The organism is Secundilactobacillus kimchicus JCM 15530 (assembly GCF_001433995.1).
Classification (GTDB): domain Bacteria; phylum Bacillota; class Bacilli; order Lactobacillales; family Lactobacillaceae; genus Secundilactobacillus; species Secundilactobacillus kimchicus.
Genome location: NZ_AZCX01000001.1, coordinates 162,000 through 179,827, shown reverse-complemented (window position 1 = coordinate 179,827; position 17,828 = coordinate 162,000). Strand labels below are relative to the sequence as shown.

At 45.3% G+C, this 17,828-nt stretch carries 26 protein-coding genes, 1 tRNA gene and 1 other annotated feature; of the genes, 4 read left to right on the top strand and 23 right to left on the bottom strand.

Annotated elements, in window-relative coordinates; translation table 11 throughout:
• Positions 1 to 5: 5 nt before the first annotated feature.
• From FC96_RS00970 to FC96_RS00915, 12 genes are all read right to left on the bottom strand, one after another.
• Positions 6 to 914 carry a polyprenyl synthetase family protein gene (locus FC96_RS00970; protein ID WP_056941668.1) on the bottom strand — a complete coding sequence of 303 codons (909 nt, stop codon included), beginning with the start codon at positions 912 to 914 and terminating at the stop codon, positions 6 to 8.
• Complete coding sequence (locus FC96_RS00965; protein ID WP_056941667.1) at positions 889 to 1,143, bottom strand: exodeoxyribonuclease VII small subunit; 255 nt, start codon at positions 1,141 to 1,143, stop codon at positions 889 to 891. Before FC96_RS00965 ends, FC96_RS00970 begins: the two co-directional genes overlap by 26 nt.
• Positions 1,136 to 2,494 (bottom strand): exodeoxyribonuclease VII large subunit, encoded by a 1,359-nt coding sequence (gene xseA, locus FC96_RS00960; protein WP_082593130.1) that lies wholly within the window; start codon positions 2,492 to 2,494, stop codon positions 1,136 to 1,138. The genes FC96_RS00965 and xseA overlap by 8 nt, the downstream gene beginning before the upstream one ends.
• Positions 2,484 to 3,347: a bifunctional 5,10-methylenetetrahydrofolate dehydrogenase/5,10-methenyltetrahydrofolate cyclohydrolase gene (locus tag FC96_RS00955; RefSeq protein WP_156403124.1), complete on the bottom strand. Its 864-nt coding sequence runs from the start codon at positions 3,345 to 3,347 to the stop codon at positions 2,484 to 2,486. The genes xseA and FC96_RS00955 overlap by 11 nt, the downstream gene beginning before the upstream one ends.
• A 124-nt stretch (positions 3,348 to 3,471) precedes the next feature.
• Positions 3,472 to 3,894 (bottom strand): transcription antitermination factor NusB, encoded by a 423-nt coding sequence (gene nusB / locus FC96_RS00950; protein ID WP_082593129.1) that lies wholly within the window; start codon positions 3,892 to 3,894, stop codon positions 3,472 to 3,474.
• On the bottom strand, positions 3,891 to 4,331 hold the full coding sequence (locus FC96_RS00945) for an Asp23/Gls24 family envelope stress response protein (protein WP_056941664.1): 441 nt from the start codon (positions 4,329 to 4,331) through the stop codon (positions 3,891 to 3,893). Before FC96_RS00945 ends, nusB begins: the two co-directional genes overlap by 4 nt.
• A gap of 37 nt (positions 4,332 to 4,368) precedes the next feature.
• Complete coding sequence (gene efp, locus FC96_RS00940) at positions 4,369 to 4,929, bottom strand: elongation factor P (RefSeq protein ID WP_054660492.1); 561 nt, start codon at positions 4,927 to 4,929, stop codon at positions 4,369 to 4,371.
• 83 nt (positions 4,930 to 5,012) lie between these two features.
• The gene (locus FC96_RS00935; RefSeq protein WP_054660490.1) at positions 5,013 to 6,080 is read right to left on the bottom strand and encodes a M24 family metallopeptidase; all 1,068 of its coding nucleotides are present in this window, start codon (positions 6,078 to 6,080) and stop codon (positions 5,013 to 5,015) included.
• 55 nt (positions 6,081 to 6,135) lie between these two features.
• Entirely contained in the window at positions 6,136 to 6,432 is a 297-nt protein-coding gene (gene rpmA / locus FC96_RS00930) for a 50S ribosomal protein L27 (protein WP_054660488.1), read from the bottom strand.
• 25 nt (positions 6,433 to 6,457) lie between these two features.
• Positions 6,458 to 6,787, bottom strand: a complete 330-nt coding sequence (locus FC96_RS00925) for a ribosomal-processing cysteine protease Prp (protein WP_054660535.1) — start codon at positions 6,785 to 6,787, stop codon at positions 6,458 to 6,460.
• A 13-nt stretch (positions 6,788 to 6,800) separates the two neighbouring features.
• Complete coding sequence (gene rplU / locus FC96_RS00920) at positions 6,801 to 7,109, bottom strand: 50S ribosomal protein L21 (protein WP_054660486.1); 309 nt, start codon at positions 7,107 to 7,109, stop codon at positions 6,801 to 6,803.
• 18 nt (positions 7,110 to 7,127) lie between these two features.
• Positions 7,128 to 7,208, bottom strand: a sequence feature (ribosomal protein L21 leader region).
• Positions 7,209 to 7,261: 53 nt separating this feature from the next.
• Positions 7,262 to 7,906, bottom strand: a complete 645-nt coding sequence (locus FC96_RS00915; RefSeq protein WP_056941663.1) for a TetR/AcrR family transcriptional regulator — start codon at positions 7,904 to 7,906, stop codon at positions 7,262 to 7,264.
• 165 nt (positions 7,907 to 8,071) lie between these two features.
• On the opposite strand from FC96_RS00915, the gene FC96_RS00910 reads away from it, so the two are divergent.
• Positions 8,072 to 8,503 (top strand): hypothetical protein, encoded by a 432-nt coding sequence (locus tag FC96_RS00910; protein ID WP_054660482.1) that lies wholly within the window; start codon positions 8,072 to 8,074, stop codon positions 8,501 to 8,503.
• Between the two features lie 256 nt (positions 8,504 to 8,759).
• On the top strand, positions 8,760 to 9,080 hold the full coding sequence (locus FC96_RS00905; protein WP_054660480.1) for a heavy metal-binding domain-containing protein: 321 nt from the start codon (positions 8,760 to 8,762) through the stop codon (positions 9,078 to 9,080).
• A gap of 76 nt (positions 9,081 to 9,156) precedes the next feature.
• Here FC96_RS00905 and FC96_RS12810 read toward each other — a convergent pair whose 3' ends face one another.
• On the bottom strand, positions 9,157 to 9,312 hold the full coding sequence (locus FC96_RS12810; protein WP_156403123.1) for a hypothetical protein: 156 nt from the start codon (positions 9,310 to 9,312) through the stop codon (positions 9,157 to 9,159).
• 193 nt (positions 9,313 to 9,505) lie between these two features.
• On the opposite strand from FC96_RS12810, the gene FC96_RS00900 reads away from it, so the two are divergent.
• Positions 9,506 to 9,579 (top strand) — tRNA-Arg (locus tag FC96_RS00900).
• 120 nt (positions 9,580 to 9,699) lie between these two features.
• Here FC96_RS00900 and FC96_RS00895 read toward each other — a convergent pair.
• From FC96_RS00895 to miaA, 6 genes are all read right to left on the bottom strand, one after another.
• Positions 9,700 to 10,194, bottom strand: a complete 495-nt coding sequence (locus FC96_RS00895) for a hypothetical protein (protein ID WP_056941662.1) — start codon at positions 10,192 to 10,194, stop codon at positions 9,700 to 9,702.
• Between the two features lie 16 nt (positions 10,195 to 10,210).
• Entirely contained in the window at positions 10,211 to 11,149 is a 939-nt protein-coding gene (locus FC96_RS00890) for a hypothetical protein (protein WP_056941661.1), read from the bottom strand.
• Positions 11,142 to 12,029, bottom strand: coding sequence for an exonuclease SbcC (locus FC96_RS00885; RefSeq protein ID WP_235804692.1), 888 nt, complete (start codon positions 12,027 to 12,029; stop codon positions 11,142 to 11,144). The genes FC96_RS00890 and FC96_RS00885 overlap by 8 nt, the downstream gene beginning before the upstream one ends.
• Before the next feature lie 180 nt (positions 12,030 to 12,209).
• Positions 12,210 to 13,550, bottom strand: coding sequence for a type I glutamate--ammonia ligase (glnA, locus tag FC96_RS00880; RefSeq protein ID WP_056941660.1), 1,341 nt, complete (start codon positions 13,548 to 13,550; stop codon positions 12,210 to 12,212).
• Positions 13,551 to 13,582: 32 nt separating this feature from the next.
• Positions 13,583 to 13,975 carry a MerR family transcriptional regulator gene (locus tag FC96_RS00875; protein ID WP_054660471.1) on the bottom strand — a complete coding sequence of 131 codons (393 nt, stop codon included), beginning with the start codon at positions 13,973 to 13,975 and terminating at the stop codon, positions 13,583 to 13,585.
• An 83-nt stretch (positions 13,976 to 14,058) separates the two neighbouring features.
• Positions 14,059 to 14,985, bottom strand: a complete 927-nt coding sequence (miaA, locus tag FC96_RS00870; RefSeq protein WP_054660470.1) for a tRNA (adenosine(37)-N6)-dimethylallyltransferase MiaA — start codon at positions 14,983 to 14,985, stop codon at positions 14,059 to 14,061.
• A 96-nt stretch (positions 14,986 to 15,081) separates the two neighbouring features.
• On the opposite strand from miaA, the gene FC96_RS12655 reads away from it, so the two are divergent.
• Positions 15,082 to 15,258, top strand: coding sequence for a DUF3042 family protein (locus tag FC96_RS12655; RefSeq protein ID WP_082593128.1), 177 nt, complete (start codon positions 15,082 to 15,084; stop codon positions 15,256 to 15,258).
• Positions 15,259 to 15,427: 169 nt separating this feature from the next.
• Here the strand turns inward: FC96_RS12655 and FC96_RS00865 are convergent, their stop codons facing one another.
• The 4 genes from FC96_RS00865 to FC96_RS00850 are packed head-to-tail and all read right to left on the bottom strand — an operon-like array spanning position 15,428 to position 17,814.
• Entirely contained in the window at positions 15,428 to 15,838 is a 411-nt protein-coding gene (locus tag FC96_RS00865) for a rhodanese-like domain-containing protein (protein WP_370866673.1), read from the bottom strand.
• Between the two features lie 54 nt (positions 15,839 to 15,892).
• Complete coding sequence (locus FC96_RS00860; RefSeq protein ID WP_056941659.1) at positions 15,893 to 16,864, bottom strand: ROK family glucokinase; 972 nt, start codon at positions 16,862 to 16,864, stop codon at positions 15,893 to 15,895.
• A 20-nt stretch (positions 16,865 to 16,884) separates the two neighbouring features.
• Positions 16,885 to 17,103 carry a YqgQ family protein gene (locus FC96_RS00855; protein ID WP_054660468.1) on the bottom strand — a complete coding sequence of 73 codons (219 nt, stop codon included), beginning with the start codon at positions 17,101 to 17,103 and terminating at the stop codon, positions 16,885 to 16,887.
• Positions 17,104 to 17,139: 36 nt separating this feature from the next.
• The gene (locus FC96_RS00850; RefSeq protein ID WP_056941658.1) at positions 17,140 to 17,814 is read right to left on the bottom strand and encodes a rhomboid family intramembrane serine protease; all 675 of its coding nucleotides are present in this window, start codon (positions 17,812 to 17,814) and stop codon (positions 17,140 to 17,142) included.
• Positions 17,815 to 17,828: the final 14 nt, after the last annotated feature.

The following is a 17,828-nucleotide window of genomic DNA, read 5'->3' as shown; positions in this document are numbered from 1 at the left end:
CGTTATTACTCCTTAATCTTGAAATACTCGAGAAATGAGACTAGCAAACTGGCGTCTAACCGATTGTTTGAATCGAGCGCTTTCAAAGCCTCCTGGGCCTCTACTACAGTTGCCTGCAGTTTTTCAATTGTTCCAGCGACACCAAATAAACCGGGATACGTGTTTTTTTGTTCTCCGGCGTCTTTGTGGACTAGTTTTCCCATGGCTTGTGTATCACCAATCACATCCATTAAGTCATCATAGATCTGAAAAGCGAGGCCATAGGCCGCACCGTAAGCCGCTAAAGCTGCCATCTCGGCCGCATTTGCGCCGCTTAAAATACCGCCTGCCGTCACAGCATACTGAATCAAAGCCCCTGTCTTGCCAGCATGAAGCTGCTTTAATGCGGTATAGCTCAATTTGTGGCGGGTATTTTGAATATCCATCGCTTGGCCAGCAACCATCCCCGCCGGTCCAGCCGCATGACTGATTCCTTGAATCAGTTCCATCCGTTGAATGACGGGAAGCTTAGCGCTGGCAATCCATTCGAATGCTAACGTTAGCAATCCATCACCGGCTAACGTTGCCATCCCGGCTCCAAACTTAACGTGATTAGTGGGTTTTCCTCGCCGCAAGTTATCATTATCCATCGCGGGTAAATCATCATGAATGAGCGAATAAGTATGCAATAATTCTAATGCGGTCGCTGCCTGTAGCCGAGCCGGTGTCACAGCAACGTCGAATGTTTGTAATACTGCCAACGTGAGCAAGGGACGTAACCGTTTGCCGCCCGCGTTAACCGAATAAGCCATGGCACTCACAAGGCCTTGGTCTGAGCCCGACTTTGATAGGTTGGTTTCAAGAAAAGTGTTGATCTGGTCACGATACTGATCAATGAATTCATCAAAATTAAGCTTTGTCCCCATTAGCGTCATCCTTCGATTCTGACGGCGCCTCAAACGCAACGGTTTGATCTTCATCCGTCATCATTTTTGCAAGCGTCTTTTCTGCCCCGTCGAGTTTGGCTTGAAGATCCTGACTCAGCTGAACCCCTTGCTTAAATTGCGAAAGGGCTTCTTCAAGCGGTACATTTCCCTTTTCTAATTCCGTGACAATTTTTTCAAGATGATCCAGGTTCTCTTCGAAAGTTGGTTTTTCACTCATTTGTCTCATCCTTTTCGTCTACTTTTATGTCGGTAATTTTGGCTTCTACTTGCCCGTTTTTAAGGTGCATCGTGACTGATTCATTAACTGATAGCGTTGTGACGTCAGCAACTACCTTATCACCGCTTGTCACATAACTGTAACCACGTCCCATAATTTTTAGTGGACTGAGGTAATCAAGCGATTGGGCCAGTTCCGATAGTTGCCGCCGGTAACCCATAAATAGTTGTTGAATTCCTAGCCCGAGGCGTTGATCTAAGTTTGCGGCCGATTGCTGCAATTGCATCACTTGATGTCTTGGCGTCGCAGCTCGCAGTCGTTCATCAACGACGTTCAGCCGACTTGTCATTAACTGTAATCGGTGGGTCATGCCTTGCTGAAGTTGCCGTGAGAGAAGGTCAACCTTTTGGCTGTATCCTTCGTATAACCGCTCCGGCTGGGAGAAGACATAAGCCGCTTGTAATTTCGTCACTTGCTGACGTAACATTGACAGTTCGTGTCGGAAAGCGTTCAGTAAACGAAGTCGATCCTGCTTTAAAGCCAACATTACATCACTGAGGACCGGGACCGCTAGTTCGGCGGCGGCCGTCGGCGTTGCTGCACGGACATCAGCCACTAGATCAGCAATCGTCGTATCCGTTTCGTGACCCACTGAAGAAATGACAGGAATCTTACTTTCGAAAATTGCTCTGGCAACCGTTTCTTCGTTAAACGGCCAAAGATCCTCAATCGAACCCCCACCACGCCCAATAATCATGGTGTCAAACCCACCTATTTGGTTGATGCGTTTAATTTGGCGAGTAATGTCAGCCGCTGCTTCCGTCCCCTGAACAAGGGCGGGAAAAAGGATAATTTGAGCAATTGGGTAGCGACGACGAGTGGTGGTAATGATATCTCGAATGACAGAACCGCTTGGACTTGTCACGACTGCAATTGTTTTCGGAAACCTTGGAAGCGGCTTTTTTTGAGCGGCAAATAGCCCTTCTTGAGCCAATTTTTTCTTCAACTGTTCGTAGGCTAAGTAGAATTGACCAACCCCGTCTGGTTCCATTCGGTCCACATAGATTTGGTAACTGCCACTGGGTTCATACAACGAAATCCGACCCGAAACCAGCACCTTCATCCCTTCCTCTGGGGTGAATTTAATCTTATTGAAGGCCGACTTAAACATGATTGCGCTAATTTTAGCGTGGTCATCTTTTATACTAAAATATTGGTGTGCGTTTGGGCGTAATCGAAAATTAGAAATTTCACCGGTTAAGTAAACTTTGCCTAAGTACGGATCATAATCAAATTTACGTTTAATATAACTAGTTAAGGCACTAACTGTTAAATAATCTTCATGATCCACTAGTCTCACTCCATTTTGCCAATTCTACCGTTTGTTGCATTAATGTCGCAATCGTCATTGGGCCAACACCGCCAGGAACCGGCGTGATTTTACCAGCCACTTGAGAAACAGCTTCAAAATCAACATCACCAGTTAATTTGCCATTTTCATCCCGGTCCATGCCCACGTCAATCACCGTTGCGCCGGGCTTAACGTCCGCTGCCTTAATCAGGTGAGCAACCCCGGTAGCCACAACTAAAATATCAGCCTGGCGAGTCAGTGATTTCAGATTTTCGGTGTGGCGGTTAGCAATCGTGACCGTTGCATCAGCTTGCATTAACAAGGCTGTCATTGGACGCCCCACAATGTTAGAGCGACCGACCACAACGGCGTGTTTCCCACTTAATGGGACATCATAAGCCGCCAACATTGTCATAATCCCCTTAGGGGTGCACGCGACTGGATACTGTAACTTCATGTTTGTATATAATAATCCCACGTTGAGGGGATGAAAGCCATCCACGTCTTTTTCCGGCGAAATGGTTCGAGTGACCTCGTGTTCATCTAGGGGCTCAGGAAGTGGGGATTGAACCAAAATACCGTGAATGCTACTATCCGAATTGAGCTGGCGAACAACAGCCAACAACTCCGCCTGAGTGATGTCTGCCGGCAACTGCTTCACCACGGAGTGAATCCCTAATTGTGCCGCCTTTCGGTGCTTATTTCGAACGTACAATTGACTTGCGGGGTCCTCCCCAACAATAATCACGGCCAATCCAGGCTGAACGCCCTTTGCACTTAACGCCTCAACCGCTTGTTTGGTTTGTTCATTGAGTTCATTTGCTAACTTTTTTCCGTCGATCAATGTCGCCAAACGGCTCACCTCGTCTCTCTTATTCGAAAACAAACTACCCTGCTATTCTATCATATCAACTACGCCGCTTCAGCCAAATCCAACCAAAAAACCGGTCAAATTGGGCAAACCCCAAGACCGGTTTTTAGTTATTCTTATCTAACTCGTGTGACAAAACACCGTTAACAAATCGTCTCGAACGATCGTCACTGAATTGTTTTGCTAGTTCTAAGGCTTCGTTAACAACAGCACGCCTTGGAATATCATGTTCGTGATCTAATTCAAAAAACGCGATTTGGAGGATAATTAAATCGGTTTTAGCAATTCGGCCCAACGTCCAACCGCTCATTAAATATTGAGAAATCTTAGCATCCAAAGCAGTTTGGTCGGCCAAAACACCTTCAACTAATTCGCGGAGATAGTCTGGAACCGCAACCACGTCAATGTCGTTTGATGATAAAAGTTGCTGGTATAACTGTTCTTGATCAGCATCTGGATTGGCATTTAGCGCAAAAAGCATCTGAAACGCCTTAATCCGAATCTGATGTCTAGTCAGGCTCTCTGTCACTTGGCGTCACCCGCGTCGTCTTCCTGATCACCAAACAGGTTGTTGGGATCAATGGCTGAAGTCGTTTTTTCAGGAATAACGCCTTCAATATGAACGTTCACTTCGGCCGTTTCGAGGTCGGTCATGACCAATAATTGCTGTTTAACCTCTTCTTGAATAGCAAGGGCCACTTGTGGGACGGCAACCCCGTAGTTCAAGTAAACGTAAACATCAGCTTTCAAAGTGTTTGCATCAAACGTTAACTTAACGCCCTTACCCCGTTCCTTGCGACCAAAAAGCTCGTTAACACTGTTCGCAAATGAGCCGCGCATACGAGCGACACCATCTACTGAACTAGCAGCGATACCAGCAATAATTTCGAGCACTTGCGGAGCCACTTCGATTTCTCCTAAAGCGGGCTCGTCCGCATCTAAAACAATATTTGTATCTTCAGCCAATATCATAACCTCCGTTTCACCTGGTGGTCAATTTCAATTAGGCCCGAGAAATGTATGAGCCGTCCTGAGTGTTAATTTGAAGTTTGTCGCCTTCGTTAACGAAGAATGGCACTTGAACCACGAGACCAGTGTCCATCGTAGCTGGCTTTGAGCCACCAGAGGCCGTGTTACCCTTGATGCCAGGTTCCGTAGCAGTAACCGTTAGTGTCACCGTGTTAGGGACTTCAACGCCTAATACTTCATTACCGTATTGAACCAAGCTAACTTCCATGTTTTCTTGTAGATAGTTTAATTGCTCACGAATTTGTTCTGACGGCACGGACAATTGTTCATAGTTTTCGGTGTCCATAAAGACACGGTCATCACCGTCGGCATAAAGGTATTGCATTTTCCGCGTGTTAATTGCGGCCTGCTCCATCTTAGCACCTGCTCGGAACGTCTTTTCTTGAACGGCCCCAGTCCGTAAGTTCTTTAATTTTGAACGAACAAACGCGCCACCCTTACCAGGTTTAACATGTTGAAATTCAATAATACGCCAGATCGCACCATCAACTTCAATTGTTAACCCATTTTTAAAATCTGCTGTTGAAATAGCCATAACGTCAAATCCTCCTAAAATTGTTCTAGTCTATAATACCAATCCCAACCGCGTAAAAGCAAGTTGCAATCCAATTTATTCACTTAATCTAAACGGATAACGTCCAGTGGCGAGTCGGTTAAGTTTTCGCTCCCCGATTCAGTCACTAAATAATCATTTTCCAATCGAACGCCGCCACGGTTTAACAGATAAATTCCAGGTTCGACTGTTACCACAGCATTCAACGGTAGCTTGTCCGTCGAACCGGCAGACAGTGCTGGGCCCTCATGAACAGCCAACCCAATTCCATGTCCTGTCCCGTGGTTAAATGCTTGGCCGTACCCAGCATCCTCAATTATTCTGCGACCCACTCGGTCGAGCTCAGCACCGGAAACGCCAACTCGAATCACTTGTTGAATCGCTTCATGAGCGCTTTTGACCACCGTCGCGACCCGCAGAAGATCCGGATCGGGTTGCCCGATGCTGTATGTTCGAGTCATGTCAGATGTATAACCATTAAAGTAATAGCCACAATCAATTGTTACCAGATCGCCGGTAGCAAGGGGCTTGTCGGTAGCAGCGCCATGAGGAAGCGCCGAACGATCGCCGCTCGTGACAATTGTTTCAAAACTTGGTCCAGAAGCTCCCAAATCACGCATGGTGGCATCAAGCCAGGCAGCGACTTGACGTTCAGAAACGCCCGCATGAATTTTACCCAAAACACTTTCCAGCCCAACAACTGTCCGCTCACCCGCCAACTTAAGTTGGTCAATTTCAGCCGGATCCTTTTGCTGTCTCAGAGTTTCCACAACGCTGTCTAAGCCAACGATATCAGCTTCTGACAGATCGTCCAATTGATCATACCCGTGATAGCTCAAGCTCGATTCAAACCCCAGGACCGTGACACCAAGTTGCTTTGCCAGTTGAGTCGCTCGCGGTAAATAATTCCGGGTAATCGAAACGTCAATCCCGGCATTTGGGTGCATCAGAGCGGCTTCGTATCGCGAATCTGTGATAATAGTGGCGGTCCCAGGCGTCACTAAAACAACACCGTCACCGGTACCACCATCAAATCCGGTAAGGTACTTCATATTGAGCCCGTCTGTCACAAGAAACCCGTCAATTCGATAATTATCAAACTCACTGACTAAGTGTTCAAGTCTTTGATTCATCCAACGTCCCTCCCCTTTTAGATAATAAAAAAGACCCGTTTCCGGGTCTTTTTTATTATCTAGCTGCTGCTTCTGATTCAGGATAAACGGATACTTGACGCTTGTCGCGACCCTTGCGTTCGAAGCGAACAACACCGTCAGTCTTAGCAAACAACGTATCGTCGTTGCCACGCATAACGTTAACACCTGGGTAGATGTGCGTCCCACGTTGACGATAAAGAATTGAACCGCTTGTAACAGTTGAACCATCAGCGGCCTTAGTCCCTAGACGACGTCCAGCTGAATCACGACCGTTGGCAGTAGAACCGCCCCCTTTATGATGGGAGAAGAATTGTAAATTCATTTCTAACATTGAATGTCACCTCCATTAAGCATGATTATTGCACTCGGATATAGTCCGAATATTGTTTTTCAACATCTAAAAGTCCATTTTGAAAACTACGAAGTAACGCTTGGCTAATCCGATCTTGCATGTAGTCATCTACCGGTGGCATCCTAACACTCAGGTAGCCGCCGTCTTCTTGATCTGCTGCAATGATTGGTTGCACTGACGCCACCGAATCTAAGCCATTCACCGTACTGATTGACAGTGCTGAAACGGCCGCACACACAATATCACTACCGTATGGCGAATGATCCGCATGACCCGTCAGTTTAAACCCAATAATCCGATCTGCGTTATCATAGTCAAAACCCGCTTGGATCAAAATGTCACCACCATTAAGCGTTGATAGCGTCGATAACAACCTTGGTATATGGTTGACGATGACCAACCTTAGTGTGTTGACCCTTCTTAGGCTTGTACTTGAAGGTTACAACCTTCTTTTCACGGCCTTGCTTTTCAACAGTTCCAGTGACCGTTGCACCAGAAACGAATGGTGCGCCGACCTTGGTAGCATCGCCACCAACGAAGACAACTTGGTCAAAAGTAACCTTTTCACCGGCTTCGGCGTTTAATTTTTCAACGTAGACTGCTTCGCCTTGTTGAACCTTGTATTGCTTACCACCAGTTACAATAATTGCGTACATGTATGTGCACCTCCTTTTTTATTCACTCAGACTCGCCGAGAACAAGCGGTAATTAAAAATTACACTTTGGGAACTTGGCTCGCGCGGTTGTAGCTGTGGAAGTCCACAAATACAACAGGTAATATAATACACAAGTCTGTTTAATAAGTCAACTATTCAGTGACAACAAAAAAGTCCACGTAAGTGAATTTTTTACTGAACATCCCATTGAGGGTGTCACAGCACTGTGTCATGTAATGGGGGGTGTATTTAACCCCATCTTGGAGCCATTGTTGAATCACGCCTAAAAGTGCGTAAATAATGTAAGACTGGGCAATTTCAACCGGCACATTCACTTCGTCAACGTACGTTTCACGGTTAAATTGACGGCTGGTATCCTGAAAGTGAGTCAGCAATTCTGTCATCCGATTAAAGACAACGGCCATAAATGCGTTTCTGGCTTCACCTTGGAATAACACCATAAAAAGCTGTTGGTGTTCAGCAAAGTAATCAAACGCGCGGTTTAAAGAAAAGAGGTCAAAATTCCCATCTTCTTCAAACTCCCATTCTCCGTTATTGTCGTTTGCAGAAACAACGACCCAACTGAAAAATTCATGTTCGATCTCAACAAAGGTGCGGTCAATGAAGTCTGACTTGTTCTTGTAGTGCAGGTAGAAAGCACCTCGAGTTACGTGTGCTTGCTGGGTCAACTGTTGAACACTAATATCATCCAAACGATGATCAGCCATCAGTGCGATTAAAGCGGCTCGCAAGTTTTGCTTCGTTTTAATAACCCGGGGATCGGCTTCTTGTTTCATAAGTTGCGACCTCCTTTCAAAAGTCTTAACAGCTTACAGTATACGGGCTTTCCAGCTTTGCGTCTATCAGTTTTGCTCATTTAGATGTTTAAATTTTCTAAAAGCTATGCTGAGTTAGTTCGCTAACTGTGTTATTCTTTTCTTATAAGATAGGAGGTATTTTGGGTGAATAATGTAAAAATCGTTTCTTTAGCAGCATTGGCAACTCTGGGGGTAGGTTTTGCGGCAACCCCACTTACGGCGGCCGCCAAAACCAACACAACACCAAGGGCAATTCGTGGCACTTGGTATTCTAAATCGGGGTCTGGCTACGATACAATGGCCATCAAGACCACTGGTATTAAGTGGTTTGGCGTTAACTACAAACTGAAGGCCAAGGTCACAAAAACCAAGTTTAGTCATTCTAAGTCACGCAGTAAAGTGGTTCGGGGCAATACGTTCTACAAGGTTAAAGCGTTCATGTCCCCCTATTATATGCGGGTCTCAAAAGTCAAAGTGAACGGTAAATACCGTAAAGCGCTGTTGATGTACTCCAATGGTTTAACGACGGCTTACTTTTCAAACAAAATCAATCAAACTTATCACTGGGCAGACTAGTCCTTGATTTTGGTCATGGTGGTTTAATGGCACTCCCCCTTCTATGAAGAGGTGGGTCGTTAACCATCGTGGCTTTTTTACTGGTATTTTGCAGATTGACTGAAGGGTTAGGCCAGTTTTTGCTTGGGCGGCCAAATCATCCTTAAAAAGTTAATTTCAGCCAGAATCAAACTTTGTCGTAACAAAATACCACAAGATGCGGTAAACTATGAGCAAAGCTCGGCTACCGAGTTGATTTTAAAGGAGGATCTAACCCATGGCAGAAATATTAGTCACAACAACCGAAGGAATTCCAGGACAAGAATTCGAGATAATTGGAGAAGTCTTTGGCCTAACGACCCAGTCTAAAAACGTCGTTCGAAACATCGGCGCTAGCCTCAAAAACATTGTCGGTGGCGAGATTAAAGACTATACCCAAATGATGATTGAAGCTCGCGATGTCGCGATTGAGCGCCTCCGCCAAAACGCGCAGGACATGGGTGCGGACGCGGTTGTCATGATGCGGTTTGATTCTGGATCAATCAGTGCTGACATGCAAAGCGTGGCCGCTTATGGGACAGCTGTTAAATTTAAATAGGTGACCAGCTGATCACAACTATGATTAGAAAAAAACGACTCGGTTGAGGTTTACGCCCCCAACCGAGTCGTTTTAATTAGTCTAGATGCAGTAATCTAAAAATAAACTGAAGTGGATTGCGATTAACCGCAACAGCGTGTTTACTCTCCGAAACCTGTTTCGAATATGCCTGATAGTATTGCCAAACCCCAACACCAACGAATAAAAAGATAATGAAATAAACAAAGGCCATGACGAACCCCTCCTGTATGCTTAGATTTCATTTACGTTACAATTTCATTATCGTTTTATGACGGCAAAATTGCAAGAAAATAGGTAATCTTTTTTGCAGTTAATTTTCTTGGCCAAAAACCAAGCTTCTTCACAGGACTACGTTGACTTGAGCGCTTCCATCCTCTATAATTAATCCTGTTTGTTACAAGTATGTCGCAATAGCTCAGCTGGATAGAGCAACGGTCTTCTAAACCGTAGGTCGAGGGTCCGAATCCCTCTTGCGACAGTTATTGACTAAAAACGCACAAAGATAACCGTTTGAGGGCTGCCCCAAAGTTCAAGTGAAAAGCACTTAACTTTTAAGGACAACTGTCAAACGGCTATCTTTTTTATAAATTCTAATTAACTACCGGTCTGTCTTTAAAAAGGCTGTCTCCAGCAATCTTGCATCTACTGCTAAATCAACAAGACCCCACTTCAAAACTAAGTGCCAGGCGTGTTTAAACGCGGCCTGTTGGCGATCAAAGTAACTGTGTAATAAGAACTGCTGAACGGCCAGGGCCTGCTGGTTTAGACTCTTTGCAGGTCGCTTTTGCGTAATGGCTACTTGCTCATCCGGCGTCATCACAATGAGTTGTGACCAACTCTGTCGAGCTGCAATCTGGAAAAAAGCATCCACAACAGCGACGTACGCTGTTAAAATACTGTCAGAATCCGCTGCATTCTGAGGAGCTAGCGCCGTTTGACCCGTTAAGTCGATCAGCTGACTCATCGCTGTTTGAGCCACCACATAGGCGCGTCTCAACCGTTCTTCAGGCTGCATAGCGTAAGCATGATCATACCACCGCTTGTTTTCAACTTGAATCGCGGTCTGAAGCATGGCGGGTAAATTCAATTCCATCTTCACTGTCTCCTACTTAAAAAACTAAATTATCAGAGCGAATTTGTAGATCATTAATATTATCTAGATACCACTGACGCAAGAAATCATAGGATAAAAGAACCTTCAACCAAGACACATTTTGCTCGGAATCTTGAACGTACAGTCCCCACCCTTCCGGTGCGCTAGATGGCTTATTCGTTAACTTCAAGACCACGTCACCTGGCAACTGCAAAATGGCAGCTTGCCCGTGACCTTCATGCATCAGCATGTAGTCTTCACTAGCAGCAGCAACGAACAGTTTGTCCAAAATATCAGACGATAATTGAGCATTTTGGAAGGCATAAAACTCGCTATTGGTCGTATCCAGTAGGTTGAAGTCAACACTGTACCCAAAATCGGTTTTGAGCGCCTGACCGAAGTCGATGAGCAACTGGGTTGCCGCTAACCGTTGGGCTTCGTCAACAGATGCTGCGTAAGCGACAACGAACAAGTTGGTGATTGCGACACTGTTAATTCGCATCATCTGCCGTTGCAAATTTAAATAAAAGACCCGCTCGCCTGTTAATTGCTCAGTGTAATACACGCCACCCGTGCCATCATTTGCGGATTCAAAGGCAAAGCTGCCGGAGTCAGCAATTGCGACAATCTGCTGAGTCAGATGGTGACTTCCCTCATGAGACACCAAAGCCACTTCATCACCCTGATTGTGGAGCTCTAACATCCGGCTCATAAACAGTAAATAATAGTCAGCTGCCCCGTACTGGTGTGGAAAAGTGACAAACTCGCTATCTAACACAAACGTTGAAAGTTCAGAAGCCGCTTGAGCTAATTCTTGCGGAACTGTCGTATTAATGAGTTGATCCATCAATTTAGTAAACCGTTCACCTGTCGCAAGCCCGGTCTTAACAGCATCATTGTAGGCTAATAGCCGTCCGCTAGCGCTTAAGGTTGCAGGATCATTTTCATTAATCATTTGCGTTCACCCGCCCTTTACCGATTAAACTTGTGAGGTAATCAGTATACAAAGTGTCGTTATGGCTCTCAAAATGCGTGAAATCCTCGAATGTCTTTTGAATACTTTGTTTCTCGTAGTTTAAAATGGTGTCTTCCTTAGAAAGACTCAAGATTTTTTCGTCATTTTCCTTGATTGTCTTATTAGCATTCATTGCGGCCTCATCTTGGTCCGCGAGCTCAGATAGCTTGTCAACAATGGTTTGCCGCTCTTCTTTGACCTTCCCTGAATCCCAAGGGAGCGTGCTCTTTGACCCAAGCTCCTTTAATTGTTGACGTAACGTGTCCTTTTGATTGTCACGTTCACTTTGGTCATCAATCAGCCGTTGTAATTTGGCGTTTTCAGCTGTCACGGCATCAATGTTGTCAGAGTTAAACCGTTTGTGCGCGGGAGCCAATTCAAACGTTTGACGTAATTTGTCATACTCCTCTTCGTCGAATTTGAAGGCCACATTCAATACATCAAGTTCACCAAATAACCGGCGATCCCACCAATTTCCAAAATAAATTTTAAACGTGCCGTTATTGATTTCGTCATAGTAGAAAAAGGGATAAGTTTGACCTAAATAATCAATCAGCTTACCGCTCAAATAATGACTCAAATCCGCATGAACATCCGAAATAAGCATTGATAAGTCAGCACTTTGATCAGTTGTTCGCGACTTCTTAACGTCACGGGCATAACGAATTGGATCCATTAATTCGTAAATCTGACGGTCATCGCCATCATGTAATGCTTGTTGTAACTTTTGCAAATAGGCAATTTTTTGAGCAATTGTCATATCTAGTTGGTTTGGCAACAACGGTTCAACCGTTTGTTGTGGTTCATTAGTGTTTTCCATAATATCCCTCGTTTGGCTTTTCTCATAGTCGATTAATTTAATGGTAAACGAAACCGCTCAATTAATAAAGCGCTTTGCGAAAAATTTCTGGTTTCTAAAACTTCTAGACAGTATGCCAGCTCATCAAAAACCGATTTCCAATCAAAAAGAGCCATTACTGGCTCTTTTAGTAACACTTAATTAATAAAGCTCAAGGTACTGATCGCGTTCCCACTTGGAAACTTGGGTCCGATAAGCATCGTATTCCATATTCTTTGCCTCAATGAAACTGCGGTAAAGGGATGGCCCCATGGCTTTTTGCATCACAGGGTCCGTCGAAAGATCCTTCAACGCATTGTGTAACGTATCAGGCAAGTTAGAAATGTGGCTTTCTGACCGCTCTTCGGCATCCATCCGGTAAATGTTACGATCAACACTATCTTCTGGTTCAATCTGATTCTTTAACCCATCTAAGCCGGCTTCCAAAATGGTTGCAATCGCAAGATATGGGTTAGCCGCAGGATCAACGCTTCGAAGTTCCAACCGAGTGGACAGCCCGCGGGAATTTGGCACCCGCACCAGCGGCGAGCGATTAGACCCTGACCAAGCGACATAGACTGGCGCCTCATAACCTGGAACTAACCGTTTGTACGAATTAACCGTTGGGTTGCAAACAGCCGTAAACGACCGTGCATGCTTCAGCAAACCACCTAAGAAGTAGTAAGCGTCAGACGATAACTGCATTTCGCCATCTTGATCGAAGAACGCATTGCCTTGGTCATGGAACAGAGACATGTTAATGTGCATCCCTGAGCCATTAATACCCGCTAATGGTTTTGGCATAAACGTTGCGTAAAGACCAAACTTTCGTGCGATGGTCTTCACAACGAGTTTAAAGGTCTGAATATTATCCGCGGCAGTTAAGGCATCCGCGTATTTAAAGTCGATTTCATGTTGGCCTGGGGCCACCTCATGGTGAGCAGCTTCAACACTAAAGCCCATCTCTTCAAGTGTCAACACAATCTCACGCCGACAGTTTTCACCCAAGTCCATTGGAGCCATATCAAAGTACGACCCAGTGTCGTTCAAAGTCATCGTTGGCTTACCGTCCTCATCCATCTTGAAGAGGAAGAACTCTGGTTCCGGTCCAATGTTGAAGTCCGTGAACCCAGCAGCCCGCATATCCTTTAAAACCCGAATTAAATTATTTCTTGGATCGCCTTCAAATGGCGTTCCATCGGTCTTGTAAACCTCACAAATGACCCGGGCAATCTTGCCACGTTCGCTACCCCAAGGAAAAATCATCCAAGTCGATAGGTCTGGATACAGATACATGTCACTTTCTTCGATGCGAACAAAACCTTCAATTGAAGATCCGTCAAACATCATCTTGTTATCAAGTAACTTGTCCAACTGAGAAATAGGAATTTCGACGTTTTTGATGATTCCAAATAAATCAGTAAACATCAGCCGAATAAAGCGGACGTTTTCATCCTTAACAATCTGACGGATATCATCTTTGGTGTAGTCGTGTTTTGGCATAGAGATCGCTCCTTAATTGATAGTCTGACCGGTTATACAAATGGGTGTTGTGAGTGTAGTCCCTGTTCAGGCTTGCGGTTTAGCCCGCTAACATTCATAAACTCATCATGTAAAATACGGCGAACATCACTATCAGTCAGGCGAGCGTTCATTTCGCGTTTTCTGGCTTCAGCTTCTCGTTCGTGCTGTTCATAAATGGCCTTGATGCCTGCCATATTAATGCCATCCGTTAAATAATCCTTGATCTCTAAAAGGCGATCAATGTCATTCAATGAATACATTCGCCGATTCCCCTCATTCCGCTTTGGAATAACGAGGCCTTGTTCTTCATAGTACCGGATCTGACGGGCCGTTAAATCGGTCAACTTCATAACCGTACCAATTGGTAAAACTGACTTGGACCGCTGGAGCTCTTTCTCAGTCACTACACTCACCTCCCTTTGCATGCTCTAATAATACCACTTGCAAAAAGCGTGTCAAGATCTCATGTTAGATTTTCTTACATGATTTAATCTATCGCCAGCCAATCCTGAACGGCCACCATGATTTTTGTGAGTTCGGCCGGATGCTGGACTAAATCATACCAAGTCACCGGCAATTGATGACGCAGCCAAGTTAACTGCCGTTTAGCATAGTGCCGGGTATCTAGCTTAATGGTAGCTGCAACGTCGTCTAGCGACTGTTCACCGCTAAAGTACGCTTCAAATTCACGGTAGCCAATCCCTTTTCCAGCCTGATGATCAAACCCCTGAGCCGCTAATAACCACTTCGCCTCATCAATCAATCCAGCAGTCATCATCTCATCGACGCGCTGGTTAATCCGGTCATACAGTTGGTCTCGCGCCGTATTCAACCCAATCACCATCGCATCGTAGCGGGGTGTCAATTCTGATTGCTGCGCGGAAAACCGAACTCCTGTCGTCTCATAGACTTCCAGGGCTCTGATCACCCGACGCGTATTCGTTTCGGGAATGCGATCAGCAGCAACTGAATCAACAGAGGCTAGAGTAAGCCATAGGGCGTGTTGACCATTGGCCGCCAAAAAGTCCCGCCACTTATTGCGGACCGTTTCACGCTCGTCATAGTGGTCGCCACCGAGGTTCATTTCATATAGCAGGGCTTTAACATAAAAACCGGTTCCGCCAACAACCATGGGTAAATGTCCACGAGCCGTGATTTCAGTAATCAGCTGTTGCGCCCTGGTGACAAATTCAGCAACTGAATAACGTGCAGTCACGTCTTTAATGTCGATTAAGTGATGGGTCACACCTGCCATTTCAGACGGCGTAATTTTGGCCGTTCCAATGTCGAGGCCACGGTACACTTGCATTGAATCACCAGAAATGATCTCGCCGTTAAATCGTTTGGCTAGTTCAATGGATAATTTTGTTTTGCCAACTGCGGTTGGCCCAAGAATTGCTAATACTTTTTCCATGAGACTCTCCTAAGACTGGATATTTTTGGGAAAAACTTGCATAATGGTGGTAATCACAATTAACAACACTTCTAGCCGTTAAAGGAGGGACGTTCAATGAAACACTTTATTAAAGGCTTCATCTTCGGAACCGTTGCAACTGCTGGTGTCGTTGCAGGAGCCATTTTATCCTTCAAGAAGAAGGTCGTTGAACCAATTGAAGACGAAGAAGCACGCTTCGAAGAAAACCGAAAGCGGGCAGCACGCAAGAGTCGGTCAGCTCATCAGGGCTAGCAGGAAGATCGATTGATTCTGATTAGGGAAAGCAGTTCGCTGCTTTCCTTTTTTATTGCCGTCAATGAGATGGTTGTAATGAAATAGGAGGCCAGTTTGTCAGATTCCAAACTTACCTCCTACTTACCAAAGGCCGCTACTGTCGGCGTTGTGCTTAACCGAGTTCGACCTAATTTGCCTTTTTTGTTTTTCCGTCCCAACGGTTATATCCCGTTTTTAAAATCGAAATATTGTTGTAACCCTGCTTGTGAAGGAAAATGGCCGCGCGGGTGCTCATTTCCTTGCCTTGATCATACAGGTAAATTGGGACATCTTTTCTTAATCCCTTATAGTACGCTCTCAGCGTTGAGTACGGAATGTTACGGGCCCCTAAAATATGCCCGGCGTTAAAGTCCTTTTTTTCACGAACATCAACGACTTGCGCTTTCCGCATCCCTTCGGTAAAAGTTTGTTCGTCGATTAACGTTGCCGCTTGATTCCGACGAACCAGCGTCACTAGGCGCCATCCCGCATAGATGACAACCAAAAGAATCAATAGAATCGTGTAAACCGTCATTGTTGATACCGCAACCATCAAAATCGTTCCTTCCAAAAGCTATTCTCATTTAAGTGTACTAGTTTCCTTAGGATTTGACTAGTGAGAATTAGCAAAGCGCAATGCTAATGAAGCAGCACCAATTGCCCCAGCATCGTTTCCTAGTTGAGCCAACCGTAATTTAGTTGAATCTCGAACAGAGGGGAACGTGTTTTCTTGGAAATAACGCGTGGTGGGTTGCAATAACGTGTTCCCAGCTGCTGACACACCACCGCCGATCACGATGTTTCCTGGGTTCAAAATATTGCCGCAGTTGGCTAAAGCTAAACCGAGGTAAAAGGCGACTCTGTCAACCACCTGGTTGGCCAAAATATCGCCATTTTCAGCCAAGTAAGTGACCATTTTTGACGTCACATCCTCTTTGTTATCAAAAAGTTCTTTTAAACGTGACTTTCCAGTGAATTCGGCCGCCATGTCGCGGGCAACGTGGACGATTCCTGTTGCGCTTGAATACTGTTCCAAGCAACCCTTCTTACCACAGGTACATTGGTAACCTCCTGGTTGAACGGTCACGTGGCCAAGTTCCCCAGCACCCCCATTGACGCCATGAAGCAACCGGCCCCCGGCGATCACGCCGCCACCAACACCTGTTCCAAGTGTCACAAAGATAACGTCGTCGTCCTTCGCGCCAGCACCCTTCCAATATTCACCGAGAGCTGCAACGTTAGCATCGTTTTCAAGAACAAACGGCAATCCCAGTTCTGTTTGGAATTGTTCACGAACCCGTTGGGTGGTTTTCCAGTTCAAATTATAGGCACCAATAACCGTCCCATCTTCGATGTTGACGGCTCCTGGAGTCCCCATCCCGATTCCAACAAAATCATCTTTGGTGTAGCCTGAATCCTGCATGGTTTTTTTCAACGATTGAATCATGTCAGGCACGATGTGTTGCCCGTTTTCCTCAATGTTGGTTGGAATACTCCACTTTTGTAAAATATCGCCATCCTGATTCAGAAAGGCTAATTTCGTCGTGGTTCCTCCAAGATCAATACCAATTAGTTTACTTGCCATTTTCAGCTTCCTCCAATAGTTTATAAAGAGTCTTTCTTGGTCTGTTGCGATTCCTCAAGGCGGTGCTCCCGACGTAACACTAATTTTGCGCGTGCGTACGTCTGGTCGTCAATCACGTGGCCCTCATGAAGGTGGTCCAGCTCTAACGCCATCACTTCAATGTCCCAAAGGCGTTTGCCAACGTAAACGTAAATCCCAAATTGTTTGAGTAATTGTTGTACATCATATAGCGTCTTCACTTATAACGGCCTCCGTTTTGCCAAAGCACCCATTCATTACCTCGATAACCCATAATAGTATAACCCAATGAATAAAAGAATGGTACCGATTACAGAAAAAATTCTTTTTATGAAAGCAACTCTTCCAATTTGCGGTGCCCCCACAACGTATCCCATCAAAAAGCCGGCGATTAGACCGCCAATGTGGCCCGCAATGTCCACGCCAGGAGTAAAGAAGCCAAAAACCAAATTAAACCCAATAAATAAAATAAACGTCCGGGTCATTTGATGGATATAGACGTTTTGGCGAAAAGCTTCACCTAGCATTAAGAAGGCGCCAAAAAGACCAAAGATGGCTGTACTAGCCCCAGCCGATAAAGCGTTGGGGTCAAAGGCAAAACTGGCAAGATTGCCGCCAATTCCTGAGACGACAAATAAAATCAAAAATCGCCAGTGGCCAAACAGAGCTTCAATTTGTAACCCTAAAAAGTACAGTGTGACCATATTAAGTAAAATGTGTTCAAAACTTAAATGCAGAAACATCGGCGTCACTAACCGCCACCACTGACCCGCATCAATTAAAACGTTGATTTTAGCTCCAAAAGCCATTAAGACTTGGGGATTACCAGCGCCCCCAGCAGCAGTCATTAACAGATAAACAATGACCATCAGGGCAATCAACGAAATGGTCACGTAAGGACCACTGACAAATTGACGAAATCGCTGTTGCATTTTTCTGCTCCCCT